The organism is Pseudomonas sp. SBT1-2 (assembly GCF_028640875.1).
Classification (GTDB): Bacteria; Pseudomonadota; Gammaproteobacteria; order Pseudomonadales; family Pseudomonadaceae; genus Aquipseudomonas; species Aquipseudomonas chlororaphis_I.
Genome location: NZ_JAQZAA010000009.1, coordinates 57,005 through 81,025, shown reverse-complemented (window position 1 = coordinate 81,025; position 24,021 = coordinate 57,005). Strand labels below are relative to the sequence as shown.

At 62.4% G+C, this 24,021-nt stretch carries 25 protein-coding genes; 23 read left to right on the top strand and 2 right to left on the bottom strand.

All coding sequences use genetic code 11. The features are described from left to right. Window positions 1-90 precede the first annotated feature (90 nt). From PVZ78_RS00660 to PVZ78_RS00610, 11 genes are all read left to right on the top strand, one after another. The gene (locus PVZ78_RS00660) at window positions 91-726 is read left to right on the top strand and encodes a MotA/TolQ/ExbB proton channel family protein (RefSeq protein ID WP_009047817.1); all 636 of its coding nucleotides are present in this window, start codon (window positions 91-93) and stop codon (window positions 724-726) included. Next, entirely contained in the window at window positions 723-1,151 is a 429-nt protein-coding gene (locus PVZ78_RS00655) for an ExbD/TolR family protein (protein ID WP_009047818.1), read from the top strand. The genes PVZ78_RS00660 and PVZ78_RS00655 overlap by 4 nt, the downstream gene beginning before the upstream one ends. Continuing rightward, entirely contained in the window at window positions 1,151-2,161 is a 1,011-nt protein-coding gene (gene lpxK, locus PVZ78_RS00650) for a tetraacyldisaccharide 4'-kinase (protein WP_124339769.1), read from the top strand. The genes PVZ78_RS00655 and lpxK overlap by 1 nt, the downstream gene beginning before the upstream one ends. Window positions 2,162-2,184: 23 nt before the next feature. Beyond that, the gene (locus PVZ78_RS00645) at window positions 2,185-2,370 is read left to right on the top strand and encodes a Trm112 family protein (RefSeq protein ID WP_007931663.1); all 186 of its coding nucleotides are present in this window, start codon (window positions 2,185-2,187) and stop codon (window positions 2,368-2,370) included. After that, a complete protein-coding gene (gene kdsB, locus PVZ78_RS00640) occupies window positions 2,367-3,131 on the top strand; it encodes a 3-deoxy-manno-octulosonate cytidylyltransferase (protein ID WP_016702178.1) in 765 nt (254 codons plus the stop codon). The genes PVZ78_RS00645 and kdsB overlap by 4 nt, the downstream gene beginning before the upstream one ends. Next, window positions 3,131-3,595 (top strand): low molecular weight protein-tyrosine-phosphatase, encoded by a 465-nt coding sequence (locus PVZ78_RS00635; RefSeq protein ID WP_007931667.1) that lies wholly within the window; start codon window positions 3,131-3,133, stop codon window positions 3,593-3,595. Before kdsB ends, PVZ78_RS00635 begins: the two co-directional genes overlap by 1 nt. Then, window positions 3,592-4,611 (top strand): UDP-N-acetylmuramate dehydrogenase, encoded by a 1,020-nt coding sequence (gene murB, locus PVZ78_RS00630; RefSeq protein WP_103331299.1) that lies wholly within the window; start codon window positions 3,592-3,594, stop codon window positions 4,609-4,611. The genes PVZ78_RS00635 and murB overlap by 4 nt, the downstream gene beginning before the upstream one ends. 248 nt (window positions 4,612-4,859) lie before the next feature. Further along, window positions 4,860-5,330 (top strand): (2Fe-2S)-binding protein, encoded by a 471-nt coding sequence (locus PVZ78_RS00625; RefSeq protein ID WP_016702177.1) that lies wholly within the window; start codon window positions 4,860-4,862, stop codon window positions 5,328-5,330. Further along, the gene (locus tag PVZ78_RS00620) at window positions 5,327-7,645 is read left to right on the top strand and encodes a xanthine dehydrogenase family protein molybdopterin-binding subunit (RefSeq protein ID WP_273828081.1); all 2,319 of its coding nucleotides are present in this window, start codon (window positions 5,327-5,329) and stop codon (window positions 7,643-7,645) included. The genes PVZ78_RS00625 and PVZ78_RS00620 overlap by 4 nt, the downstream gene beginning before the upstream one ends. Further along, the gene (locus tag PVZ78_RS00615) at window positions 7,645-8,640 is read left to right on the top strand and encodes an XdhC family protein (protein ID WP_016702175.1); all 996 of its coding nucleotides are present in this window, start codon (window positions 7,645-7,647) and stop codon (window positions 8,638-8,640) included. The genes PVZ78_RS00620 and PVZ78_RS00615 overlap by 1 nt, the downstream gene beginning before the upstream one ends. Continuing rightward, window positions 8,637-9,230, top strand: a complete 594-nt coding sequence (locus PVZ78_RS00610) for a nucleotidyltransferase family protein (protein ID WP_273828080.1) — start codon at window positions 8,637-8,639, stop codon at window positions 9,228-9,230. The genes PVZ78_RS00615 and PVZ78_RS00610 overlap by 4 nt, the downstream gene beginning before the upstream one ends. A 103-nt stretch (window positions 9,231-9,333) precedes the next feature. On the opposite strand, the gene rne is transcribed toward PVZ78_RS00610, so the two are convergent. After that, window positions 9,334-12,531, bottom strand: coding sequence for a ribonuclease E (gene rne, locus PVZ78_RS00605; RefSeq protein WP_198919952.1), 3,198 nt, complete (start codon window positions 12,529-12,531; stop codon window positions 9,334-9,336). 716 nt (window positions 12,532-13,247) lie between these two features. Between rne and rluC the strand changes: the two genes are divergently transcribed. Genes rluC through sppA form a run of 3 tightly spaced genes read left to right on the top strand, consistent with a single transcriptional unit; the run spans window position 13,248 to window position 15,866 of the window. Further along, window positions 13,248-14,204 carry a 23S rRNA pseudouridine(955/2504/2580) synthase RluC gene (gene rluC / locus PVZ78_RS00600; RefSeq protein ID WP_007928042.1) on the top strand — a complete coding sequence of 319 codons (957 nt, stop codon included), beginning with the start codon at window positions 13,248-13,250 and terminating at the stop codon, window positions 14,202-14,204. Continuing rightward, complete coding sequence (locus PVZ78_RS00595) at window positions 14,194-14,856, top strand: HAD-IA family hydrolase (RefSeq protein WP_273828079.1); 663 nt, start codon at window positions 14,194-14,196, stop codon at window positions 14,854-14,856. Before rluC ends, PVZ78_RS00595 begins: the two co-directional genes overlap by 11 nt. A gap of 20 nt (window positions 14,857-14,876) precedes the next feature. Beyond that, window positions 14,877-15,866 carry a signal peptide peptidase SppA gene (gene sppA / locus PVZ78_RS00590; RefSeq protein ID WP_009047830.1) on the top strand — a complete coding sequence of 330 codons (990 nt, stop codon included), beginning with the start codon at window positions 14,877-14,879 and terminating at the stop codon, window positions 15,864-15,866. A 56-nt stretch (window positions 15,867-15,922) separates the two neighbouring features. Here the strand turns inward: sppA and PVZ78_RS00585 are convergent, their stop codons facing one another. Further along, window positions 15,923-16,501, bottom strand: a complete 579-nt coding sequence (locus PVZ78_RS00585; RefSeq protein WP_273828078.1) for a Maf family protein — start codon at window positions 16,499-16,501, stop codon at window positions 15,923-15,925. 105 nt (window positions 16,502-16,606) lie between these two features. Between PVZ78_RS00585 and PVZ78_RS00580 the strand changes: the two genes are divergently transcribed. The 9 genes from PVZ78_RS00580 to mltG all read left to right on the top strand — a co-directional run bounded on the left by PVZ78_RS00580 (window position 16,607) and on the right by mltG (window position 24,007). Continuing rightward, complete coding sequence (locus PVZ78_RS00580; RefSeq protein WP_273828077.1) at window positions 16,607-17,134, top strand: YceD family protein; 528 nt, start codon at window positions 16,607-16,609, stop codon at window positions 17,132-17,134. A 13-nt stretch (window positions 17,135-17,147) separates the two neighbouring features. Beyond that, complete coding sequence (rpmF, locus tag PVZ78_RS00575; RefSeq protein ID WP_003179396.1) at window positions 17,148-17,330, top strand: 50S ribosomal protein L32; 183 nt, start codon at window positions 17,148-17,150, stop codon at window positions 17,328-17,330. 3 nt (window positions 17,331-17,333) lie between these two features. Next, window positions 17,334-18,344, top strand: a complete 1,011-nt coding sequence (gene plsX, locus PVZ78_RS00570; protein WP_080577934.1) for a phosphate acyltransferase PlsX — start codon at window positions 17,334-17,336, stop codon at window positions 18,342-18,344. A 126-nt stretch (window positions 18,345-18,470) separates the two neighbouring features. After that, window positions 18,471-19,409 carry an ACP S-malonyltransferase gene (gene fabD / locus PVZ78_RS00565; RefSeq protein WP_257374589.1) on the top strand — a complete coding sequence of 313 codons (939 nt, stop codon included), beginning with the start codon at window positions 18,471-18,473 and terminating at the stop codon, window positions 19,407-19,409. Window positions 19,410-19,425: 16 nt separating this feature from the next. Further along, window positions 19,426-20,166 (top strand): 3-oxoacyl-ACP reductase FabG, encoded by a 741-nt coding sequence (gene fabG / locus PVZ78_RS00560; RefSeq protein WP_009047835.1) that lies wholly within the window; start codon window positions 19,426-19,428, stop codon window positions 20,164-20,166. A gap of 197 nt (window positions 20,167-20,363) precedes the next feature. Beyond that, window positions 20,364-20,600, top strand: coding sequence for an acyl carrier protein (gene acpP, locus PVZ78_RS00555; RefSeq protein WP_003175607.1), 237 nt, complete (start codon window positions 20,364-20,366; stop codon window positions 20,598-20,600). Between the two features lie 111 nt (window positions 20,601-20,711). After that, window positions 20,712-21,956, top strand: coding sequence for a beta-ketoacyl-ACP synthase II (gene fabF, locus PVZ78_RS00550; protein ID WP_016702169.1), 1,245 nt, complete (start codon window positions 20,712-20,714; stop codon window positions 21,954-21,956). Then, a complete protein-coding gene (gene pabC, locus PVZ78_RS00545; protein ID WP_009047837.1) occupies window positions 21,956-22,771 on the top strand; it encodes an aminodeoxychorismate lyase in 816 nt (271 codons plus the stop codon). Before fabF ends, pabC begins: the two co-directional genes overlap by 1 nt. 3 nt (window positions 22,772-22,774) lie before the next feature. Then, window positions 22,775-24,007, top strand: coding sequence for an endolytic transglycosylase MltG (gene mltG, locus PVZ78_RS00540; protein WP_009047838.1), 1,233 nt, complete (start codon window positions 22,775-22,777; stop codon window positions 24,005-24,007). Window positions 24,008-24,021: the final 14 nt, after the last annotated feature.

Sequence of the window (24,021 nt, the reverse complement as noted above, 5' to 3'; positions counted from 1 at the left end):
TATTAAAGCCTGAAGGCATGCGACATCAGGTTCTTCGGTGCATTCGGCCCCTATGTTAGAGTGGCGCACTTTTTCGAGGGGACTGTCACTGTGTGGGAATTGGTCATATCCGGCGGCTGGATGATGTTGCCGATCATTCTGAGTTCCATTGTCGCGGTCGGCATCATTGCCGAGCGCCTGTGGACCCTGCGGGCCAGCCGCGTTACCCCGCCACATCTGTTGGGCCAGGTGTGGCGCTGGATCAAGGACAAACAGCTGAACAAGGACAAGCTCAAGGAACTGCGCGCCCATTCACCCCTGGGCGAGATCCTGGCCGCCGGCCTGGCCAACTCCAAGCATGGTCGCGAGGTCATGAAAGAGTGCATCGAGGAAGCCGCCGCCCGGGTCATTCACGAACTGGAGCGCTACCTCAATGCCCTCGGCACCATCGCCGCCATGGCGCCGCTGCTGGGCTTGCTGGGGACGGTGCTGGGCATGATCGATATTTTCAGCTCGTTCATGGGCTCGGGCATGACCAGCAACGCCGCGGTGCTGGCCGGTGGTATCTCCAAGGCGCTGATTACCACCGCGTCCGGCCTGATGGTCGGTATCCCGGCGGTATTCTTCCACCGTTTCCTGCAACGCCGGGTCGATGAGCTGGTGGTTGGCATGGAGCAGGAAGCCATCAAGCTGGTCGAAGTGGTGCAGGGCGACCGCGACGTCGATCTGGCCGAGGGCAAAGCGTGAAATTCCGCCGCAAGCCACGGGAAACCATTGATATCAACCTTGCGTCGTTGATCGACGTGGTGTTTATCCTGCTGCTGTTTTTCGTCGTGACCACCACCTTTACCCGGGAAACCCAGTTGCGCGTCGAGTTGCCGGAGGCCGTCAGCGGCTCGCCGGCCGAAGACCAACAGACCAAGCAGCTGGATATCGCCATCAGCGCCGACGGGGTGTTTTCGGTGAACAACCAGGTGCTGCCCAAGAGCGACCTGGCCAGCCTGATCGAAGCCTTGCAGAAGGAGTCGGCGGGTGACACCAACCTGCCGCTGTCCATCAGCGCCGACGGCAAGACCCAGCACCAGGCCGTCATTACCGCGATGGACGCCGCCGGCAAGCTCGGTTTCAGCCATCTGCGCATGACCACCGTCGAGGCGGCGCCAGCACCCTGATGGCCATGTCCGATCGTTTGCTCGCTGCCTGGTACAACGGCCATCCCGCGCTGAGCCTGTTGCGGCCCCTGGAATGGCTCTATCGCCGGGTGGTGGTGCGCAAGCGCGAACGCTTCCTGGCCGGCGAGGGCAATGTCTACCAGCCGCCGGTGCCGCTGGTGGTGGTGGGTAATATCACCGTGGGCGGTACCGGCAAGACGCCGCTGATCCTGTGGATGATCGAGCATTGCCAGCGCAGCGGGCTGCGGGTTGGCGTGGTCAGCCGTGGTTACGGCGCCAAGCCGCCGCAGTTGCCATGGCGGGTCGCCGCCGAGCAGAGCGCCGATATCGCTGGCGACGAACCCTTGCTGATCGTCCAGCGCACCGGCGTGCCGCTGATGATCGACCCCGACCGCAGCCGCGCCGTGCGGGCCTTGCTGGCCGCCGAGCCGCTGGACCTGATTCTCTCCGACGACGGCATGCAGCATTACCGCATGGCCCGCGACCTCGAACTGGTGCTGATCGATGCCGCGCGCGGCCTGGGCAATCGGCGCTGCCTGCCGGCCGGGCCGCTGCGCGAGCCGGTCGAGCGCCTGCAAAGTGTCGACGCAGTGCTCTACAACGGCGCCAGCGACGATCGTGAGGATGGGTTTGCCTTTCGCCTGGCGCCCACCGCCCTGGTCAATCTGCAAAGCGGCGAACGCCGCGGGCTTGAGCACTTCGCGCCAGGGCAGGCGGTACATGCGGTGGCCGGTATCGGCAATCCGCAACGTTTCTTCACTACCCTTGAAACGCTACACTGGCAGCCTGTCCCGCATGCTTTTGCCGACCACGCCGAATACAGCGCGCAGGCGCTGAGTTTCACCCCGTCGCTGCCGCTGGTCATGACCGAAAAGGATGCGGTGAAGTGCCGCACCTTCGCGGCTTCCGACTGGTGGTATCTGGCGGTGGATGCTGTGCCATCCCCGGCCTTCGTGGCCTGGTTCGATACACAGCTGATGCGCCTGTTGCCCGCTCGTCTTTTGCCTTAAACGCTTCTATCCAGGGAATTCTCATGGACACCAAATTGCTCGATATCCTCGCTTGCCCGATCTGCAAGGGACCGCTGAAGCTCAGCGCCGACAAGACCGAGCTGATCAGCAAGGGCGCTGGCCTGGCCTATCCGATTCGCGATGGCATCCCGGTCATGTTGGAAAGCGAAGCCCGCACCCTCAGCACCGACGAGCGCCTGGATAAATGACCACAGCCTTTACCGTTGTCATTCCAGCCCGATTCGCCTCCACCCGCCTGCCGGGTAAACCGCTGCAGTTGATCGCCGGCAAGCCGATGATCCAGCACGTCTGGGAACAGGCCTGCAAGAGCGCCGCCCAGCGCGTGGTGGTGGCGACCGACGATGCACGGATCGTCGAGGCCTGCCAGGGTTTCGGTGCCGAAGCGGTGCTGACCCGCGAAGACCACAATTCCGGGACCGATCGCCTGGCGGAAGTCGCCAGCCAGCTGGGCCTGGCGGCAGACGCCATCGTGGTCAATGTCCAGGGCGACGAGCCGTTGATCCCGCCGGCGGTGATCGATCAGGTGGCCGCCAACCTGGCCGCCCACACCGAAGCGAGCATGGCCACCCTGGCCGAGCCGATCGAAGACGTCGAAACCCTGTTCAACCCGAACGTGGTCAAGGTGGTCAGTGACATCAACGGCCTGGCCCTGACCTTCAGCCGCGCCACGTTGCCCTGGGCGCGCGACGCCTTTGCGAAAAACCGCGACCTGCTGCCGGAAGGCGTGCCTTATCGCCGCCATATCGGCATCTATGCCTACCGCGCCGGCTTCCTGCATGACTTCGTCAGCTGGGGCCCGTGCTGGCTGGAAAACACCGAGTCGCTGGAGCAGTTGCGGGCCTTGTGGCACGGCGTGCGCATCCATGTCGCCGATGCCCTGCAAGCACCGCCCGGTGGCGTCGATACCGCCGAAGACCTTGAGCGCGTTCGTCGCCTGCTGGAGGCCTGATGCGGGTTCTGTTTGTCTGCCTGGGCAATATCTGCCGTTCGCCGACGGCGGAAGGCGTATTGCGCCACAAGTTGCGCGAAGCGGGGCTGGCCGATCGGGTCGAAGTCGCGTCCGCCGGGACCGGCGAATGGCACATCGGCAAGGCGCCGGACAAGCGCAGCCAGCGCGCAGCGCTGTTGCGCGGTTACGACCTGTCGGCCCAGCGCGCGCAGCAGGTCAGCAGTGCGGACTTTGCCCGCTACGACCTGATCCTGGCCATGGACGAAAGCAACCTGCGCAATCTCAAGGCGCTGCAGCCGGCCCAGGGCAAGGCCGAGCTGGACCTGTTCCTGCGCCGCTACGAAGCGGCGGTGGACGAGGTGCCGGATCCTTACTACGACGGTGAGCAAGGTTTCGAGCAAGTGCTGGACTTGATCGAGTACGCCAGCGACCGGCTGGTCATCGAGCTGAAGGGGCGCCTATGAGCTTGCATCTGCAGTCCCAGGTTTCCCTCAAGCCCTTCAATACTTTCGGTGTCGATGTGCGCGCGCAGCTGTTCGCCGAGGCCCACAGTGACGCCGACGTGCGTGAGGCGCTGGCCTATTCGGCGCAGCACCGACTGCCGCTGCTGGTGATCGGCGGCGGCAGCAACCTGCTGCTGACCGCTGATATTCCGGCGCTGGTCTTGCGCATGAGTACCCGGGGCATTCGCCTGCTGAGCGACGATGGCCAGCAAGTGGTGGTCGAGGCCGAGGCCGGCGAGACCTGGCATCCGTTCGTGCAATGGACCCTTGAGCAGGGCTTGTCCGGCCTGGAAAACCTCAGCCTGATCCCGGGGACCGTGGGCGCGGCACCGATGCAGAACATCGGCGCCTATGGGGTCGAGATCAAGGATGTGTTCGCCGGCCTGACCGCGCTGGATCGGCAGAGCGGCGAGCTGCGCGATTTCAGCCTGGAACAATGCCAGTTCGCCTACCGCGACAGCCTGTTCAAGCAAGAGGCCGGCCGCTGGCTGATTCTGCGGGTGCGGTTTGCCCTGGCCCGCAGCGAGCATCTGCATCTGGAGTACGGCCCGGTGCGCCAGCGTTTGAGCGAGCAGGGCATCGAGCAGCCGACGGCCAGCGATGTCAGTCGCGCCATTTGCAGCATCCGCAGCGAAAAGCTGCCAGACCCGACCGTGCTGGGCAATGCCGGCAGCTTCTTCAAGAACCCGGTGGTGCCCGCGGCGCTGGCGGCCGAGATCAGGCAGCGGCATGCGGGGCTGGTGGGTTATCCACAGGCGGATGGACAGGTGAAACTGGCAGCTGGCTGGTTGATCGAGCAGGCGGGCTGGAAAGGGTTTCGCGATGGCGATGCCGGGGTGCATCGCTTGCAGTCGCTGGTGCTGGTCAACTATGGCGGTGCCACGGGCTTGCAGTTGTTGAGCCTGGCGCGAAGGATCCAGCAGGATATCGCCGAGCGCTTCCATGTTCAGCTGGAGATGGAGCCCAATCTCTATTGAGCCCGTTGAGCTAAGCTCAGAGCGCACTAGCAAAGCCTTGCACGGGTTCACACCCTGCAAGGCTTTTTTGTTAATCGCGGCTTAACTTAGCCTGCTAACAATGCAACTATTTGTACCTCCAAAGGCCCGGTGAAGACGTCCCGTCTTCATAAGAGAGCCCATTAGCCTGAGTCGATCTGCTCCTGCAAGTCGTTGTACTCAACGGCAGATTGCTCGACCCCATAAACGGAAAATATGCGGGCGTGCCCATGATTACTCTGAAACTCAACGGTCAAGATCACCAACTGGATGTCACCGAGGACATGCCGCTGCTCTGGGCCATCCGCGACGTGGCGGGCTACAACGGTACCAAGTTCGGTTGCGGCATGGGCCTGTGCGGCGCGTGCACCATCCATATCGACGGCTCCCCGGCGCGCAGTTGCATCACGCCGATCGGTTCGGTGGTCGGGCAGAACGTCAGCACCATCGACAACCTGCACAGCGACCCGGTCGGCAAAGTCGTACAGCAGGCCTGGCTGGACAGCGCAGTGGCCCAGTGCGGCTACTGCCAGGGCGGGCAGATCATGTCGGCCACCGCCTTGCTCAAGGTCAACCCCAACCCCAGCGACGAACAGATCGAAGCCGCCATGGTCGGCAACATCTGCCGTTGCGGCACTTACAACCGGATCAAGACCGCGATCCGCCAGGCGTCCACCCACCTGAAGGAGGCCAAGGCATGAGCCAGCTGCCGAATGATTTTGCCTTGAGCAACCTCAGCCGCCGCGGTTTTCTCAAGGGCGTCGGCGCCACCGGTGCACTGGTGCTGGCGGCCAGTTGGGGGTGGCAGGATGCCTTTGCCGAAGAGAAGAAGTTCGGTGCCGACGGCATGCCCCATGGCTGGGTCGATGACCCCAAGGTGTACGTGAGCATCGCCGCCGATGGCGGCGTGACCGTGCTCTGCAACCGTTCGGAGATGGGCCAGGGCGTGCGTACCAGCCTGAGCATGGTGGTCGCCGACGAGCTTGAGGCCGACTGGGCGCTGGTGAAGGTCAAGCAGGCACCGGGCGACGAGGCGCTGTTCGGTAACCAGGACACCGACGGCTCGCGCAGCATGCGCCATTGGTACGAGCCGATGCGGCGCTGCGGTGCGGCTGCCCGGACCATGCTTGAGCAGGCAGCGGCCGAGCAGTGGAAAGTCCCACTGGCCGAGTGCCGGGCGCAGTTGCATAAAGTGGTTCACCAGCCGAGCGGCCGTGAACTGGGCTATGGCGCCCTGGCCGCCGCGGCGAGCGCCCTGGCGGTGCCGGCCCGTGACAGTCTGCGCTTGAAGCAGCCGAGCGAATTCCGTTACATCGGCAAGGAGGGCACCCGCGCCATCGACGGTGCGGACATCGTCAACGGCCAGGCGGTCTACGGCGCCGATGTGCATTTCGACGGCATGCTCTTCGCCACGGTTGCGCGCCCACGGGTCTATGGCGGCAAGGTCAAATCCTTCGATGGCAGCGCGGCGCTGAAGGTCCCGGGGGTGATCAAGGTGCTGCAGATCGACAGCCGTCCGCTGCCGTCCGAGTTCCAGCCGCTGGGAGGCGTGGCGGTGATCGCCAGCAACACCTGGGCGGCGATCAAGGGCCGCGAGGCGCTGAAGATCGAATGGGACGATGGCGTCAACGCCGGCTACGACTCGATTGCCTACCGCAAGGAGCTGGAAGCCGCGGCGCTCAAGCCGGGCAAGGTAGTACGCAGCACCGGCAATATCGACGAAGCCATGAGCAGCGCCGACAGCAGCCTGGAAGCCTCCTACTACCTGCCACACCTGGCGCAGGCGCCGATGGAGCCAATGGTCGCCGTGGCGCGCTTCAAGGACGGCCAGTGCGAAGCCTGGGCCCCGAGCCAGGCGCCACAGGTGACCCGCGAACGTATCGCCGAGCGCCTGGGTATTCCCTTCGACAAGGTGACGGTCAACATCACCCTGCTCGGCGGTGGCTTCGGGCGGAAATCCAAGCCCGATTTCATCCTCGAGGCGGCGATCCTCGCCAAGGAAGTGCCGGGCAAGGCGGTGCGGGTGCAATGGACCCGCGAAGACGACATTCACAGCTCTTACTTCCACACCGTGTCGGCGGAATACCTCAAGGCCAGCCTGAACAAGGACGGCATGCCGTCCGGCTGGCTGCACCGCACCGTGGCGCCGAGCATCACTGCGCTGTTCGCCCCGGGCATGAACCATGAGGCCGCCTTCGAGCTGGGCATGGGCTTTACCAACCTGGCCTATGCGATTCCCAACGTGCGCCTGGAAAACCCCGAGGCCGCCGCGCATACCCGGGTTGGCTGGTATCGCTCGGTGTCGAACATCCCCCACGGTTTCGCCATCCAGAGCTTTGTCGACGAACTGGCCCACAAGGCCGGTCAGGACCCGTTGAAGTACCAGCTCAAGCTGCTGGGGCCGGATCGCCGGATCGATCCACGGACCTTGAGCGAAGAATGGAACTACGGTGAGTCGCCGGAGCGTTACCCGATCGACACCGCCCGCATGCGCGGCGTGCTGGAGACCGCGGCCAAGGCGGCGGGCTGGGGACGCAGCCTGCCCAAGGGCCGTGGCCTGGGGCTGGCGGTGCACTACAGCTTCGTCACCTATGTGGCGGCGGTGATCGAGGTCGAGGTCAAGGATGATGGCACCCTGATCGTGCACAAGGCCGATATCGCCGTGGACTGCGGTCCGCAGATCAACCCCGAGCGTATCCGCTCGCAATTCGAGGGCGCCTGTGTGATGGGCCTGGGCAATGCGGTGGTGGGCGAGATCAGCTTCAAGGACGGCAAGGTCCAGCAGGACAACTTCCATATGTATGAAGTGGCGCGCATGTCCCTGGCGCCGAAGGAGGTTGCCGTGCACCTGGTGACGCCGCCGGGCGATGTGCCGTTGGGCGGTGTCGGTGAGCCGGGCGTGCCGCCGATCGCGCCAGCCCTGTGCAATGCGATCTTTGCCGCCACCGGCAAGCGCATCCGCAACCTACCAGTGCGTTACCAGCTGCAAGGCTGGCAACAAGCGAGCAAGGCCTGATGGACAGCGTTGATCTGAATGTCCTGCGCAGTGTGCTGGAATGGCGCCGCGCGGGGCAGCGCGTGACCTTGTACAGCGTGGTCCAGACCTGGGGCAGCGCGCCGCGGCCACCGGGCGCCATGCTGGCCTTGCGCGAAGACGGCATGGTGATCGGCTCGGTCTCGGGTGGTTGTATCGAGGACGACCTGATCGCCCGTTTGCACGATGGCCGCCTGCCTCAGGACGGGCCGCCGGTCCAGCTGGTGACCTATGGCGTGACCCGCGAGGAGGCTGCGCGTTTTGGCCTGCCTTGCGGCGGCACCCTGCGCCTGACCGAGGAGCGGGTTGGCGATCCGGCCTGGGTCGCCGAACTGCTGGCGCGTTGCGAGGCGCATGAGATTGTTGCCCGGGAGTTGAACCTGAGCAGCGGCGAAGTGCTGCTGAAGCCGGCCAGCAAGACCGACGTGCTGAGCTTCGATGACACGACCCTGCGGGCGATCTATGGCCCGCGCTGGCGGCTGTTGCTGATCGGCGCCGGGCAGTTGTCGCGGTATGTGGCGGAAATGGCGCGGCTGCTGGACTTCGAAGTGCTGATCTGCGATCCGCGCAAGGAGTTCGTCTACGGCTGGGAAGAGCAGCATGGGCGTTTTGTGGCGGGGATGCCGGACGATGCGGTGCTGAGCATCGAGACCGACGAGCGTACCGCCATTGTCGCGCTGACCCATGACCCGAGGCTGGATGACATGGCGCTGCTGACCGCGCTCAACTCTCGGGCGTTTTACGTCGGGGCGCTGGGTTCTCGGGTCAACAGTCAGAAGCGTCGGGAGAACCTAGCCCAGCTGGGACTGGAGCCGCAGGCCATCGAACGCTTGCACGGGCCTATCGGCCTGCATATCGGCAGCCATACGCCGGCGGAGATTGCCTTGTCGGTGATGTCGGAGATCGTCGCCATCAAGAACGGCATCGACCTGCTGCAGAAAAAGCCGTCTCAAGTCACTGCGCAGGTGAGCGCTTGAGTCAGTCGCTGTGCGCGGTGGTCCTGGCCGCGGGGCAGGGCAGCCGTTATCGGCAGGCGGCAGGGGCCGGGCAGGACAAGTTGCTGGCTCCATGCCAGGGGCGGGACAGGGTAATCAGGCCGGTAATCGAACAGGTCTTGAAGAACTTGCCCGCGTTGTTGGCTCGTAGGGTGTTGGTGACAACGCCGGATCGCTGCGAAGTGATTGCCCTGGCTGAAGCCTATGGCTGCCAGGTGGTGCTTCTGGATTCGCCGGGCATGGGCGACAGCCTCGCGGCCGCCGTTGGGGCCTGCGCCGATGCCAGTGGCTGGCTGGTGGTGCTGGGGGACATGCCCTTTATCCTGCCGTCGAGTATCGAAAGTGTGGCGCGGGGGTTGGGCGAGCGGATGATCCGGGTTCCGGTTTTCGAGGGGGACTATGGTCATCCGGTGGCTTTTGGCGCGGCTTTTGGGCAGGCGTTGCAGGGCCTGTCCGGGGATCGGGGAGCCAAGCCATTGTTTGCCGCGGGGCAGATTGTCGAAGTGGAACTGGCGGATGCCGGCGTGTTGTGGGATGTGGATGTGCCGCAGGCGTTGGTTTTTACCGGTTGAGATCGCTGTGCCCGCTCTCGCAGCGGGCCTGATGATCAAAGAATCGCAGGCATAAAAAAGCCCCGCCTGGGTGACCGGGCGGGGCTTTTTATCGGGCTAGGAATCAGACGAGGGGTTTAGGCTCGTGCTCTTCTTCCTGGGCCTTGGGCTTGTGCTCTACCACTTCTTCGACGGAACGCGGGGCTTCGTCGGCAGCAGGGGCAGGTTGCTCGATGGCTGGCTCGGCAGCAGGAGCAGCCTCGACCACCTCGGCAACCACCGGCGCAGGCTCGGCAGCCACTACGGCTTCTACCGGAGCTTCAGCGGCGGCAGCGGCAGCCAGTTCGGCTTCCTTCTGCAGGCGCTCGGCTTCGCGCTTGCGACGACGGACTTCACGTGGGTCGTTCGGTGCGCGACCGGTGCTGGTCAGGGCGCTGACCGGAGCGGCCTCGACAACCGGCGCAGCCACTTCGGCGGCAGGTGCTTCAACCGGTGCTGCCGGTGCGGCAACCACAGGCTCGGCAACTACAGGCTCAGCAGCCACGACTTCTGCGACTGGCGCAGGCGCTTCGGCAACGATCGCTTCGGCGGCACGCTCGAAGGCACGAGGCGCTTCCTGAGCTGGCTCTGCCGCTGGTGCTTCTGCGACTGGCGCTTCGACCACTGGCTCGGCAACCACTGCGGGTTGTTCTGCAACAACAGCAGGTTGCGCGGTCTGTTCTTCGCGCTGTTCTTCACGGGCCTGGGCTACTTCAACAGCAGGTGCTGCTGGAATCTCTACCGCAGTGGTGGCCTCGACGACTGGTGCTTCGACGGTCGGTGCGGCTTCCTGGACGGCAGCGGTGGCACGTTCGGCCTGCTCGTGAGCCTGGGCTTCGGCCGGGGCGCTGATCACGGTGCTGGCAACGGCGGCGGTTACCGCCAGGCCCGCGGCCAGATCGGCGCTGCTTGGCTCTTCGCTGTTTTCTTCCGAACCTTCGATCACATTGCCGTTGGCGTCACGCTGGCGCTCACGACGGTTGCTGCGACGACGCTGGCCACGGGAGCGGCGGCGCGGACGATCGCCTTCGGCGTTCTCCTGACCGTCTTCCTGCAGTTGCTCTTCGTTCGGCAGCAGCTCTTCTTCAGCGACGGCAGCGGCCTGTTCGGCGCGTGGTTGACGCTCTTCACGCGGTGGACGCGGTTGACGCTCTTCGCGTGGCTGGCGAGCCGGACGCTCTTCAGCGGTAGCGGTAGCGGCAGGAGCAGCGTCCAGCGGTTCGCGCAGTTCACGCACACGCTCTTCACGCTCGCCACGTGGCTTGCGGTCTTCGCGTGGTGGGCGTGGTTGACGCTCTTCCCGTGGCGGACGTGGCGCGCGCTCTTCGCGAGCGGTGGCCTGGACTTCCTCGCGAGCCTCGCGGACTTCACGTGGCTGACGCTCTTCGCGGGCTTCGCGCGGTGCGCGTTCTTCACGAGGGGCGCGTTCTTCGCGTGGCTTGCGTTCTTCGTCGCGGCGACCGTTACGGTTGCGGCTCTGCTGACGACCGTTGCGGCGTTCTTCGTTGCGCGCAGGACGCTCGGTGGCCGGTTTTTCAACCACGACCGGAGCGGCTGGCTCTTCCTTGGTGGCGAACAGGCTGACCAGGGACTTCACCAGGCCCTTGAACAGGCTTGGCTCGGCAACGGCGGCCGGGGCGGCAACAGGAGCGGCGGCAACTTCGGTTGGAACCGGCGCGTTGGCGCGGGCTGGAGCAGTCTTGACGGCGGCTTCCTGGCGAACCAGGGTGCGGGTCGCGGCGGCTGGCTGGACTTCTTCGGCCTCGGCAGCGGCAGCGGCGATTTCGTAGCTGGACTGGTTGATGCTGGCTTCCGGGCTGTCATCGCGCAGACGCTGGACTTCGAAGTGCGGCGTTTCGAGATGGTCGTTCGGCAGAATGACGATACGAGCACGGGTGCGCAGTTCGATCTTGGTGATCGAATTGCGTTTTTCGTTGAGCAGGAAGGCCGCGACCGGAATCGGCACTTGGGCGCGAACTTCGGCGGTGCGGTCTTTCAGGGCTTCTTCTTCGATCAGGCGCAGGATCGCCAGCGACAGCGATTCGACGTCGCGGATGATGCCGGTGCCGTTGCAGCGTGGGCAGACGATGCCGCTGCTTTCGCCGAGGGATGGGCGCAGGCGCTGACGGGACATTTCCAGCAGGCCGAAGCGCGAGATGCGACCGACCTGGACGCGAGCGCGGTCGGCTTCCAGGCATTCGCGGACTTTCTCTTCCACGGCGCGCTGGTTCTTGGCTGGGGTCATGTCGATGAAGTCGATGACGATCAGGCCGCCGATGTCACGCAGGCGCAGCTGGCGAGCGATTTCTTCCGCTGCTTCCAGGTTGGTCTGCAGGGCGGTTTCCTCGATGTCGCTGCCTTTGGTGGCGCGAGCCGAGTTGATGTCGATGGACACCAGGGCTTCGGTCGGATCGATAACGATGGAACCACCGGAAGGCAGTTCGACGACGCGCTGGAAGGCGGTTTCGATCTGGCTTTCAATCTGGAAACGGTTGAACAGCGGGACGCTGTCTTCGTACAGCTTGATCTTGCTGGCGTACTGCGGCATCACCTGGCGGATGAAGGTCAGGGCTTCGTCCTGGGCTTCAACGCTGTCGATCAGCACTTCGCCGATGTCCTGGCGCAGGTAGTCGCGGATGGCGCGGATGATCACGTTGCTTTCCTGGTAGATCAGGAACGGCGCTGCGCGGTCCAGCGAGGCTTCTTTGATGGCGGTCCAGAGTTGCAGCAGGTAGTCGAGGTCCCACTGCATTTCTTCACTGCTGCGGCCCAGGCCGGCAGTGCGCACGATCAGGCCCATGTCGGCAGGGGCTACCAGGCCGTTCAGGGCTTCGCGCAGTTCGTTGCGCTCTTCGCCTTCGATGCGGCGGGAGATGCCACCGGCACGCGGGTTGTTCGGCATCAGCACCAGGTAACGACCGGCCAGGCTGATGAAGGTGGTCAGGGCGGCGCCCTTGTTGCCACGTTCTTCTTTTTCGACCTGGACGATGACTTCCTGGCCTTCGCTCAGGACGTCCTTGATATTGACGCGGCCTTCGGGGGCTTTCTTGAAGTATTCGCGGGAGATTTCTTTGAGGGGCAGGAAGCCGTGGCGCTCAGAGCCGAAATCGACAAAGGCAGCCTCGAGGCTTGGTTCGATGCGAGTGATGCGGCCTTTATAGATGTTGGCCTTCTTCTGCTCGCGTGCACCGGATTCGATGTCCAGGTCGTAGAGGCGTTGGCCATCTACCAGTGCAACACGCAACTCTTCGGGTTGAGTTGCGTTAATCAGCATTCTTTTCATGTAGTACCGTCGGTTTCCGGGCTGCCGGAAACGGCGTTCGGCACACACGACTTCTCACGGTCGGTGTCAGGTGCGTCAGGAGCGGTTGGCCGCTCCAGTGTCTAGCGAAATCCGGCCAGTTGGGGCGAACTCGCGACTCACGCGTCCTGCTTGCTGGGGTGACAAAAGGCACCTCTTAAGCAAAAGCTCAATCAGGAGGAGGAATCAACCGGCGACTGTGGACGAGATGAAGCGTCTTGATAAAGCCTAATGCTACACAGTCCGACGGTTGTGCATCTCCACCCTACACGTATCCCTGATAATTCGGGTGCTGCCGCGCGCAGAATCCGCAGCGGGTTGGCATTTACCGTGAGCTCCGAAAGGGGAGCTCACGCATCATGGCTAATTTAGGCGGTGTTTCCGAAGCGCTCGCTCGGGTTCGTTCGTAGCTGACTGCACTTTGTGAACTGGCCGTGAATATTTGCTCGAAAGGCGAGTGGGAACTCTGCTTTTCTGCGTGCTTCAGGCCTCATGTCACCTGCGCTTGTTACAACTGCAAAACTCCACCGTTCGTAGCAAAAGCCCCGTAGGACGGCCTCGCATCCTGGTGAATTGCGTTGGTCAGGGCCGGCTGTTGGCCGTTGGTCCGCTGTCCAGGCCGCTTTTGGCGGCGTTCGCGACTATAGCAGTAATCATTAAGTGCTTCAATTCCATAAAAAATTGTTATCATTTGCGCCATGACGACTACTGCCCCCTCGACCCCAGGCGTTCAACTGCTTGAGGTCTCGCCGGAATATGCCGGCCAACGAATCGACAATTTCCTCCTCGCTCGGCTCAAAGGCGTGCCCAAGACCTTGATTTACCGCATTTTGCGCAAAGGCGAAGTGCGAGTGAACAAGGGCCGGATCAAGCCCGAATACAAGCTGCAGGCCGGCGATATCGTGCGCGTGCCGCCGGTGCGCGTGCCTGAGCGCGACGAACCTGTGCCGGTGGCGCAGGGGCTGTTGCAGCGCCTGGAGGCTTCGATTGTCTATGAAGACAAGGCCCTGATCGTGATCAACAAGCCCGCTGGCATCGCCGTGCATGGCGGCAGCGGTCTGAATTTCGGGGTGATCGAAGCCTTTCGTCAGTTGCGCCCGGACGCCAAGGAACTGGAACTGGTTCACCGCCTCGACCGCGATACTTCCGGTCTGCTGATGATCGCCAAGAAGCGCAGCATGCTGCGCCATCTGCATGAAGCCTTGCGCGGCGATGGTGTCGACAAGCGCTACATGGCGCTGGTGCGTGGGAACTGGGCGACCTCGATCAAGCAGGTCCGTGCGCCATTGCTCAAGAGCAACCTGCGTTCCGGCGAGCGTATGGTCGAAGTGAACGAGGAGGGCAAGGAGGCCTTGACCGTGTTCAAGGTGCTGCGCCGCTTCGGTGACTTCGCCACCATGGTCGAAGCCAAACCGGTAACCGGCCGTACTCACCAGATCCGTGTGCATACCCTGCATGCCGGGCATTGCATTGCTGGCGACAGCAAGTACGGCGACGACGATTTCACCAAGGAAATTCGTGACCTGGGCGGTAAGCGCCTGTTTCTGCATGCCTACATGCTGACCGTGCCGCTGCCCGATGGCGGCGAGCTGAAATTGCAGGCACCGGTGGATGAAATGTGGGCCAAGACCGTGGAGCGCCTGAGTGCACCCTGATTACAAGCTGCTGATCTTTGACTGGGACGGCACCCTCGCCGACTCCATTGGTCGGATAGTCGAGGCGATGCATGTGGCTTCCGATCGCTCGGGGTTTGCCCGGTGCGACGATTTTGCGGTCAAGGGCATCATCGGCCTGGGGTTGCCGGAGGCGATCCGCACGCTGTATCCACACATCAGCGATGCCGAGCTGGTGGATTTCCGCCAGCACTATGCCGATCACTACATTGCTCTGGAGGCCGAGCCTTCTCCGTTGTTTGCCGGGGTAGTGCAGTCTCTCGAAGCTTTCCGGCGCGAGGGATATCATCTGGCGGTAGCGACCGGTAAAGCGCGTCGCGGCCTGGATCGGGTGTTGAAGGCCCATGGCTGGGAAGATTATTTCGACATCACTCGCGCTGCCGACGAAACCGCGAGCAAGCCTCATCCGCTGATGCTCGAGCAGATCCTGGCGCATTGCGAGGTGCGCCCCGAGCAAGCGTTGATGGTTGGGGATTCCTCCTTCGACCTGCTGATGGCGCGTAACGCGGGCATGGCATCGGTTGCGGTCAGTTATGGCGCGCAATCGCTGGCAGCCTTGCAGGCTTATGGGCCGCGCCTGTCTATCGATAGTTTTCCTCAATTGCATGCCTGGCTCAGCCAGCGGGGCAATTGAGCCTTTTGGGGTAAAGAAGCATGAGCGACGAATGGAAAGCGCCGAGCAAATCGGCTGCCGACAGTGCTGACGACAAGAGCTGGAAGCTGCTGGAAAAGACCCTGCTGGCCGGTGTGCAGGAGCAGCGGCGCTCGCGGCGCTGGGGGATTTTCTTCAAGCTCCTGACCTTTGTTTATCTGCTTGTGGCCCTGGCGCTGTTTACGCCGTTGATGGATATGGAAAAAACCGCCACCCGCGGGGCCGGTTACACGGCATTGATCGAGGTGACGGGTGTGATCGCGGACAAGGAATCGGCGAGCGCCGACAACATCGTGACCGGCTTGCGTGCCGCTTTCGAGGATTCGAAGGTCAAGGGCATTGTGCTGCGTATCAACAGCCCTGGCGGCAGTCCGGTGCAGTCGGGTTATGTCTATGACGAAATCCGTCGTCTGCGCGGCCTGCATCCGGATATCAAGGTCTATGCGGTGATTTCCGATCTGGGGGCTTCCGGCGCCTACTACATTGCCAGTGCTGCCGATCAGATCTACGCGGACAAGGCGAGTCTGGTAGGTTCTATCGGTGTCACGGCAGCCGGTTATGGTTTCGTCGGCACCATGGAGAAGCTGGGGGTGGAGCGTCGTACCTACACCTCGGGTGAGCACAAGTCGTTCCTGGACCCGTTCCAGCCGCAGAAGCCCGAGGAAACCCAGTTCTGGCAGGGCGTGCTGGATACCACTCATCGCCAGTTCATCGCCAGCGTCAAGCAGGGGCGTGGCGAGCGTCTCAAGGACAAGGAGCATCCGGAGCTGTTCTCCGGTCTGGTCTGGTCCGGCGAGCAGGCGCTGCAGTTGGGCTTGATCGATGGTCTGGGCAGTGCCAGCTCGGTTGCCCGGGATGTGGTCGGCGAGAAGGAGTTGGTGGACTTCACCGTTCAGGAGTCGCCTTTCGATCGCTTCTCGAGAAAGCTGGGTGCCAGTGTTGCCGAGCATCTGGCCATGTGGATGGGGTTTCAGGGGCCAACGCTGCGCTGAATGCGCTGCTTTCAAAAAAAGCCGGCCTTGTGGCCGGCTTTTTTATGGGTGGTCGGTCAGGGGATTTCCACGCCTTCGGCGAGCAGCATGTCTACCAGGCGGATCAGTGGCAGGCCGATCAGGCTGCTGGCGTCGCTGCCCTCGGTGCTGCGGAACAAGCTGATGCCCAGGCCTTCGGCCTTGAAGCTGCCGGCGCAGTCGTAAGGCTGTTCGGCGCGCAGGTAGCGCTCGATGCCGGCGGGGTTCAAGTCGCGCATGTGCACGGTGAAGGGTACGCAGTCGACCTGGCAATGGCCGCTCTTGCTGTTGAGCAGGGCTAGGCCGGTGAGAAAGGTCACGCTGGCGCCGCTGGCAGCGAGCAACTGTTCGCGCGCCTTTTCGAAAGTGTGGGGCTTGCCGATAATGCGTTCGCCGAGCACCGCGACCTGGTCCGAGCCAATGATCAGGTGTCCTGGGTGGGTGGCGGCCAGCGCTCGGGCTTTCTCTTCGGCGAGACGCTTGACCAGCTCGGTGGCGGATTCCGCGGGACGGTGGCTTTCATCGATATCCGGTGAGCAGCAGGTGAATGGCAGGCGCAGGCGGGTGAGCAGTTCGCGGCGGTAGGCCGAGCTTGAGGCAAGTAATAAAGGCAGCATGCACATCTCCTGAGGCTGGCCGCGAATTCTAGCGGGGCTTGCAAGTGACGGACAGGGCTGAATTTCCTTTGACATGGCCGGGGGCATCCCTATAATGCTGCGCCTATGTTGAATGACCCGATTCCACCTCACGTTGACCCGCGCAAATTGGCTGACCGTGGCACCACCCTCCAAGGTGAACTGCTGCTGGCTGATTTGGAGAGACTCTGCGACCCGCTTTCCGACAATGTCGGTATGGTGCAGGCTAAATTCGTTTTCGAGCGTGACGAACGTAAAGCTGTAGTTATCCACAGCTCCATCGACGTCGAAGTCAAAATGGTTTGCCAGCGTTGTCTTGAGCTGGTCACCCTGCCGATCCATAGCGAGTGCAGTTATGCTGTGGTGAAGGAGGGTGCGAATACCCAGTCGTTGCCGAAAGGTTATGACGTGCTGGAACTGGGCGAAGATCCTTTGGATCTGCAGGCTTTGATCGAGGAGGAGCTTTTGCTCGCCTTGCCCATCGTGCCTGCTCATCATCCGGAAGAATGCCAGCAGCCGGCGGGTCTCGATGAGCCCGAACCGAGCGAGGACGAGGTAACGCGGTCCAACCCGTTCAGTGTATTGGCGCAGTTAAAGCGTGACCCAAACGTTTAGGAGTTAATCAATTATGGCTGTTCAGCAGAACAAAAAATCCCGCTCTGCCCGTGACATGCGTCGTTCGCACGACGCTCTCGAGGCTAGCACCCTGTCCGTAGAAAAGACCACTGGTGAAGTTCACCTGCGTCACCACGTATCGCCAGAAGGCGTATACCGTGGTCGTAAAGTGATCGACAAGGGCGCTGACGAGTAATCCTTGTCCGCTCAAGTCATCGCGATTGACGCAATGGGCGGGGACTTCGGTCCCCGCAGCATTGTTCAGGCCAGCCTTGCTTGCCTGTCTGCCACCCCCTCGTTGCACCTGGCCCTCGTCGGCCAACCTTTCCTTCTAGAAGAACTGATTTCCGGTCATTCGGCTGTGGATCGCGCGCGCCTGACGGTTGTGCCCGCCGCAGAAGTCATTGGCATGGATGAAAAGCCTTCCCAGGCTCTGCGTGGCAAGCCGGATTCCTCCATGCGGGTGGCGCTCGAGCTGCTGCGCGATGGCAAGGTCCAGGCCTGTGTCAGTGCCGGCAATACCGGAGCGCTGATGGCGTTGTCGCGCTATGTGCTGAAAACCCTTCCGGGCATCGATCGTCCGGCGATGGTGGCGGCCATTCCGACCCAGCGCGGTTATTGTCAGCTGCTGGATCTGGGTGCCAATGTCGATTGCAGTGCCGAGCACCTGTTCCAGTTCGCTGTCATGGGATCGGTGGCGGCCGAGACATTGGGGGTCGTTCGTCCGCGAGTGGCATTGCTCAACATCGGTACCGAAGACATCAAGGGCAATCAGCAGGTCAAGCTGGCGGCGAGCCTGTTGCAGAATGCCAGGGGGCTGAATTACATCGGTTTTGTCGAGGGTGACGGCTTGTATCGCGGCGAGGCGGATGTGGTGGTATGCGACGGTTTTGTCGGCAATATCCTGCTCAAGTCCAGCGAGGGGTTGGCGACCATGATTGCTGCGCGTATCGAATCGCTGTTCAAGCAAAACGCGGTTTCCCGTGTGGTCGGCGCCCTGGCGTTGCCGCTGATGCGGCGCCTGCAGGCCGATCTGGCGCCGGCGCGGCATAATGGTGCGAGCTTTCTCGGCTTGCAGGGAATAGTCGTGAAAAGCCACGGTTCGGCAGGGGTTCAAGGCTTCCAGAGTGCGATTCAACGGGCATTGATTGAGATCCAGGAAAACCTCCCGGAGCGCCTGCACGGCCGGCTCGAAGATCTGTTGCTTTAGGCGTTTGCACTCGGAAATGCTTAAATGTGACCGCTCAGTTCAATTGGCCATCCAACTCTCAGTTTCTTGCGTCCACCACGGTGCGGCGTCAATTCTCCGACGACAAGATCATTAGGGGCTTGTTACATGTCTGCATCCCTCGCATTCGTCTTTCCAGGACAGGGCTCGCAGTCCCTCGGCATGTTGGCCGAGTTGGGCGCGCAGTACCCGTTGATCCTCGAAACCTTCAAAGAAGCTTCCGATGCTCTGGGCTACGATCTCTGGGCCTTGACCCAAGAGGGTCCCGAAGAGCTGCTCAATCAAACCGATAAAACCCAACCGGCCATCCTGACCGCCTCCATCGCCCTGTGGCGTCTGTGGCTGGCGGAAGGCGGTGCGCGCCCGGCATTCGTCGCCGGCCACAGCCTGGGTGAATACAGCGCACTGGTTGCCGCTGGCAGTCTGACTCTGGGCGAGGCCGTGAAGCTGGTAGAGCGTCGCGGTCAATTGATGCAGGAAGCCGTTCCTGCGGGGCAGGGTGGCATGGCGGCGATTCTCGGCCTGGAAGATGCCGATGTGCTGGCCGCTTGTGCCGAAGCCGCGCAAGGTGAAGTGGTCAGCGCGGTCAACTTCAACTCCCCGGGCCAGGTGGTGATCGCCGGTGCCAAGGCCGCTGTCGAGCGCGCCATCGAGGGTTGCAAGGCGCGTGGCGCCAAGCGCGCCATGCCATTGCCGGTCAGCGTGCCATCGCACTGCGAGCTGATGCGTCCGGCCGCCGAGCGCTTCGCCGAGTCGATTGCCGCCATCAACTGGCAGGCACCACAGATTCCATTGGTACAGAACGTCAGCGCCGATGTGGCGCCGGATCTCGAAACCCTCAAGCGCGATCTGCTGGAACAGCTGTACAAGCCGGTGCGTTGGGTGGAGTCGGTGCAGACTCTGGCAGCCAAGGGCGCTACCCAATTGGTCGAGTGCGGTCCGGGCAAGGTCCTGGCGGGTCTCAACAAGCGCTGCGCCGAAGGCGTATCGACCTCTAACCTGAACACCCCAGATGCCTTCGCTGCCGCTCGCGCAGTGTTGGTCTGAATTAGGAGAAGCCTGCATGAGTCTGCAAGGTAAAGTTGCATTGGTTACCGGCGCCAGCCGCGGTATTGGCCAGGCCATCGCCCTTGAACTGGGTCGCCTGGGCGCGATCGTTGTGGGTACCGCAACTTCCGCTTCGGGTGCCGAGGGCATTGCTGCCACCTTGAAGGAAAACGGCATTCAAGGCACCGGCCTTGAGCTCAACGTCACCAGCGACGAGTCCGTTGCTGCCGTACTGGCCAGCATCCAGGAGCAGTTCGGCGCGCCGGCGATCCTGGTGAACAACGCCGGTATTACCCGTGACAACCTGATGATGCGCATGAAAGACGACGAGTGGTACGACGTGATCGATACCAACCTGAACAGTCTGTATCGCCTGTCCAAGGGCGTTCTGCGCGGCATGACCAAGGCTCGCTGGGGTCGAATCATCAGTATTGGTTCGGTGGTGGGTGCCATGGGCAACGCTGGCCAAGTAAACTACGCCACCGCCAAGGCCGGTCTGGAAGGTTTCAGTCGTGCTCTGGCGCGTGAGGTTGGCTCGCGGTCGATTACCGTGAACTCGGTGACCCCGGGTTTCATCGATACCGACATGACCCGCGATTTGCCTGAAGCGCAGCGTGAAGCGCTGCAAACCCAAATTCCGCTGGGTCGTCTGGGGCAGGCTCAAGAGATCGCGCAAGTGGTCGCTTTTCTTGCATCCGACGGTGCGGCATACGTGACCGGGGCTACAATCCCGGTGAACGGCGGGATGTACATGTGAGTTAAATGTGACGGATTGCTTCAAAAAAATGTCATACGAGCTGTCTAAAATCCGTTATAAAGCTGCAATCAATTTATAGGGCAGGTGGCCAAAGGGTTTGAGGAGTGAAGCTTTCAGTTGAAAAGCTGAAAAGCCTTTCTATACACTTACCCACTGGCCAGCTGCCTGAATTTGTCCATTAGGAGTGAAAACAAGGTATGAGCACCATCGAAGAGCGCGTCAAGAAAATCGTTGCTGAGCAACTGGGCGTTAAGGAAGAAGAAGTTGTTAACACCGCTTCCTTCGTTGAAGACCTGGGTGCCGACTCCCTTGACACCGTTGAGCTGGTGATGGCTCTGGAAGAGGAATTCGAGACCGAAATCCCTGACGAAGAAGCTGAAAAGATCACTACCGTTCAAGCAGCTATCGACTACGTTACCAGCCACCAGGCTTAATCGTATTTAGTCGTCTTTTGCTGTCATGGAAAAACCGCACTGCCGTCACGGCGTGCGGTTTTTTCTTTAGGCCTGATGCAAAGTGTCGTCATTAGAAAAAAGGAGAGTGCTGTGTCGCGTAGACGCGTCGTAGTCACCGGTATGGGTATGTTGTCGCCACTGGGTACGGATGTTCCGAGCAGCTGGCAGGGCATTCTGGCTGGCCGCAGTGGCATTGGTCTGATCGAACACACCGACCTTTCTGCCTATTCCACCCGTTTTGGCGGCTCGGTAAAGGGCTTCAATGTCGAGGAGTACCTGTCGGTCAAAGAGGCCCGCAAGCTCGACCTGTTCATTCAATACGGCTTGGCGGCCGGTTTTCAGGCAGTGCGTAATGCCGGCCTGGAAGTGACCGATGCCAACCGTGAGCGAATCGGCGTTGCCATGGGTTCGGGTATTGGCGGTTTGACCAATATCGAAGAAACCAGCCGCACGCTGCATGAATCCGGCCCGCGTCGAATTTCTCCGTTCTTCGTGCCTGGCTCGATCATCAATATGATTTCCGGATTCCTGTCCATCCATCTGGGTGCCCAGGGGCCGAACTACGCCATTTCCACGGCCTGTACCACGGGAACCCACTGCATTGGCATGGCGGCCCGCAACATTGCCTTTGGCGAAGCCGACGTGATGATCGCCGGTGGCGCTGAAATGGCCGCCTGCGGCCTGGGCATGGGCGGCTTTGGCGCATCCCGCGCGCTGTCGACCCGTAACGACGAGCCGACCCGTGCCAGCCGTCCTTGGGACAAAGGCCGTGATGGCTTCGTGCTGTCCGACGGTGCCGGCGCGCTGGTGCTCGAAGAGCTGGAGCACGCCAAGGCCCGTGGCGCGACCATCTATGCCGAACTGATCGGTTTTGGCATGAGCGGCGACGCCTACCACATGACTTCGCCACCCGCCGATGGCGCCGGTGCGGCGCGCTGCATCGCCAATGCGCTGCGTGACGCCAAGCTGAACGTCGAGCAGGTGCAGTACATCAACGCCCACGGTACCTCGACCCCTGCCGGTGACCTGGCGGAAGCCGAGGCGATCAAGAGCGTGTTCGGCGATCACGCCTACAAACTGGCCGTCAGCTCCACCAAGTCCATGACCGGCCACCTGCTGGGTGCGGCGGGCGCGATCGAGGCCATCTTCAGCGTGCTGGCGATCAACAGCCAGGCAGCGCCGCCGACCATCAACCTCGATGAGCCGGACGAAGGTTGCGACCTGGATTTCGTGCCGCACACCGCACGCAACATGGACATCGACGTGGTGCTGTCCAACTCCTTCGGGTTCGGTGGTACCAACGGCTCCCTGGTGTTCCGCCGGTTCGCCGGCTGATGGACAGCTGGGTCGACGGTCAGCCGGCTGACGTTCTGTCGCTCAAGGATCGCGGCCTGGCTTATGGCGATGGTCTGTTCGAGACCATCGCGGTGAAGGCGGGCCAGCCCTTGTTGCTGGAGCGACACCTGCTGCGCCTGGCCGAGGGCTGTTCGCGCCTGGCCATCGCTGCCGATCAAGCCTTGATCCGCAGCGAACTCACGGCCTACGCCTCGCTGCTGGGGGAGGGCGTGCTCAAGCTGATCCTCACCCGTGGCGATAGCCTGCGCGGTTATGCCGCCGACCCGCGAGCGCAGCCGCGGCGAATCCTCCAAGGCAATGCGCCAGCGGCTTACCCGGCAGCGCATGCCGAGCTGGGGATTCGACTGTTCCCTTGCACCACCCGTTTGTCCGAGCAGCCCCTGCTCGCCGGCCTCAAGCACCTCAACCGACTGGAGCAGGTTCTCGCCCGTTCCGAGTGGCAGGACAGCGAGCATGCCGAAGGCTTGATGCTCGATGTTTCCGGACGGGTGATCGAGGGGGTGTTCAGCAATCTGTTCCTGGTGCGCGACGGTGCCTTGTTCACGGCCGATTTGAGCCGTTGCGGGGTCGCCGGAGTGATGCGCGCTGAAATATTGTTTCAGGCCGCGTCGTTGGGGATCCCCACGGAAATCGCCGACATCAGTCTCGAACAGTTGCAACAGGCCGACGAAGTCTTTGTCTGCAACAGCGTTTATGGCATTTGGCCGGTGCTTGCCTGTGGCGCGCTGCGCTGGTCGGCCGGACCGCTCACCCGTAAACTGCAACGCATTGCCCGCACGCTACTGGATGCCTGATTTGTGAGACGTAAACTATTGCTTCTGCTGGAGACCGGACTGGTTCTGGCAGGTCTGGCGCTGGGCGCCTCGGCCTGGAAGTTGAATTCGGCGCTGGAGCAGCCTCTCAACCTGACCCAAGAGCAATTGCTCGACGTGCCGGCCGGTTCGACGCCTGGCGGTACCTTCAACCGTATGGAAGCCAATGGCGTTCTCAAGGACGCGTTCTGGCTGCGCCTGTACTGGCGCTTCAACATGGAAGGGCAGCCGCTGCACAGCGGCGAATACCGCATGACTCCTGGGATGACCGCGCAAGGCCTGATAGGGGTCTGGCAGCGCGGTGAAGTGGTGCAGTACAGCCTGACCCTGGTGGAGGGCTGGACCTTCCGCCAGGTGCGTGCCGCGCTGGCCAGGCATGACAAGCTCGAGCAGACCCTGAATGGGTTGAGTGACAGCGAAGTCATGGAAAAGCTCGGCCACGGCGGCGTTTTCCCCGAGGGCCGGTTCTTTCCCGATACCTACCGTTTCGTGCGCGGGATGACCGATGCCGAGTTGTTGGAAAAGGCCTACAACCGCCTGGACGAGGTGCTGGCCAAGGAATGGAACAAGCGCTCGGCCGATGTGCCTTACACCGAGCCTTATCAGGCGCTGATCATGGCCTCGCTGGTGGAGAAGGAAACCGGCGTGCCCCAGGAGCGTGGACAGATTGCCGGGGTATTCGTGCGCCGCATGCAGGTTGGCATGTTGCTGCAAACCGATCCGACGGTGATCTATGGTCTGGGCGAGCGTTACAACGGTAAGTTGACCCGCGCTCTGCTGAAGGAAGCGACCCCTTACAATACCTACGTGATCAGTGGCTTGCCGCCGACCCCGATCGCCATGGTTGGCCGCGAGGCGATCCATGCCGCGCTCAACCCGGTGCCGGGCAGCAGTCTGTATTTCGTGGCGCGTGGCGATGGCAGTCACGTGTTCTCCGACGATCTGGATGCGCACAACAATGCCGTGCGCGAGTTCCAGCTCAAGCGTCGCGCCGATTATCGTTCCAGCCCGGCACCGACGGGCAGCCCGGCAGCTTCCGAGACTCCGGAGTCGACTCCGGCGCCGTCGCCCGATACGGCGCCCGAGGCGGTTCCGCAAGTGGCGCCTCAAGAGCCTCCTCAAGAGCCCTCTCAGGAGGCTCCCCAGGTGAGCCCGGAAGCATCGCCGCAAGCACCGGTCGAAACTCCCGTCGAGCCCGAGCCGAAAAGCCCGCAATGACTTTGATTAAGGAC

Bases quoted from the DNA above. Each gene is read 5' to 3' on its own strand.
- lpxK (WP_124339769.1), top strand. From the start codon at position 1,151: ATGGCCATGTCCGATCGTTTGCTCGCTGCCTGGTACAACGGCCATCCC.
- PVZ78_RS00645 (WP_007931663.1), top strand. From the start codon at position 2,185: ATGGACACCAAATTGCTCGATATCCTCGCTTGCCCGATCTGCAAGGGA.
- kdsB (WP_016702178.1), top strand. From the start codon at position 2,367: ATGACCACAGCCTTTACCGTTGTCATTCCAGCCCGATTCGCCTCCACC.
- PVZ78_RS00635 (WP_007931667.1), top strand. From the start codon at position 3,131: ATGCGGGTTCTGTTTGTCTGCCTGGGCAATATCTGCCGTTCGCCGACG.
- murB (WP_103331299.1), top strand. From the start codon at position 3,592: ATGAGCTTGCATCTGCAGTCCCAGGTTTCCCTCAAGCCCTTCAATACT.
- PVZ78_RS00625 (WP_016702177.1), top strand. From the start codon at position 4,860: ATGATTACTCTGAAACTCAACGGTCAAGATCACCAACTGGATGTCACC.
- PVZ78_RS00620 (WP_273828081.1), top strand. From the start codon at position 5,327: ATGAGCCAGCTGCCGAATGATTTTGCCTTGAGCAACCTCAGCCGCCGC.
- PVZ78_RS00615 (WP_016702175.1), top strand. From the start codon at position 7,645: ATGGACAGCGTTGATCTGAATGTCCTGCGCAGTGTGCTGGAATGGCGC.
- rne (WP_198919952.1), bottom strand. From the start codon at position 12,531: ATGAAAAGAATGCTGATTAACGCAACTCAACCCGAAGAGTTGCGTGTT.
- rluC (WP_007928042.1), top strand. From the start codon at position 13,248: ATGACGACTACTGCCCCCTCGACCCCAGGCGTTCAACTGCTTGAGGTC.
- sppA (WP_009047830.1), top strand. From the start codon at position 14,877: ATGAGCGACGAATGGAAAGCGCCGAGCAAATCGGCTGCCGACAGTGCT.
- PVZ78_RS00585 (WP_273828078.1), bottom strand. From the start codon at position 16,501: ATGCTGCCTTTATTACTTGCCTCAAGCTCGGCCTACCGCCGCGAACTG.
- PVZ78_RS00580 (WP_273828077.1), top strand. From the start codon at position 16,607: ATGTTGAATGACCCGATTCCACCTCACGTTGACCCGCGCAAATTGGCT.
- rpmF (WP_003179396.1), top strand. From the start codon at position 17,148: ATGGCTGTTCAGCAGAACAAAAAATCCCGCTCTGCCCGTGACATGCGT.
- fabD (WP_257374589.1), top strand. From the start codon at position 18,471: ATGTCTGCATCCCTCGCATTCGTCTTTCCAGGACAGGGCTCGCAGTCC.
- fabG (WP_009047835.1), top strand. From the start codon at position 19,426: ATGAGTCTGCAAGGTAAAGTTGCATTGGTTACCGGCGCCAGCCGCGGT.
- acpP (WP_003175607.1), top strand. From the start codon at position 20,364: ATGAGCACCATCGAAGAGCGCGTCAAGAAAATCGTTGCTGAGCAACTG.
- pabC (WP_009047837.1), top strand. From the start codon at position 21,956: ATGGACAGCTGGGTCGACGGTCAGCCGGCTGACGTTCTGTCGCTCAAG.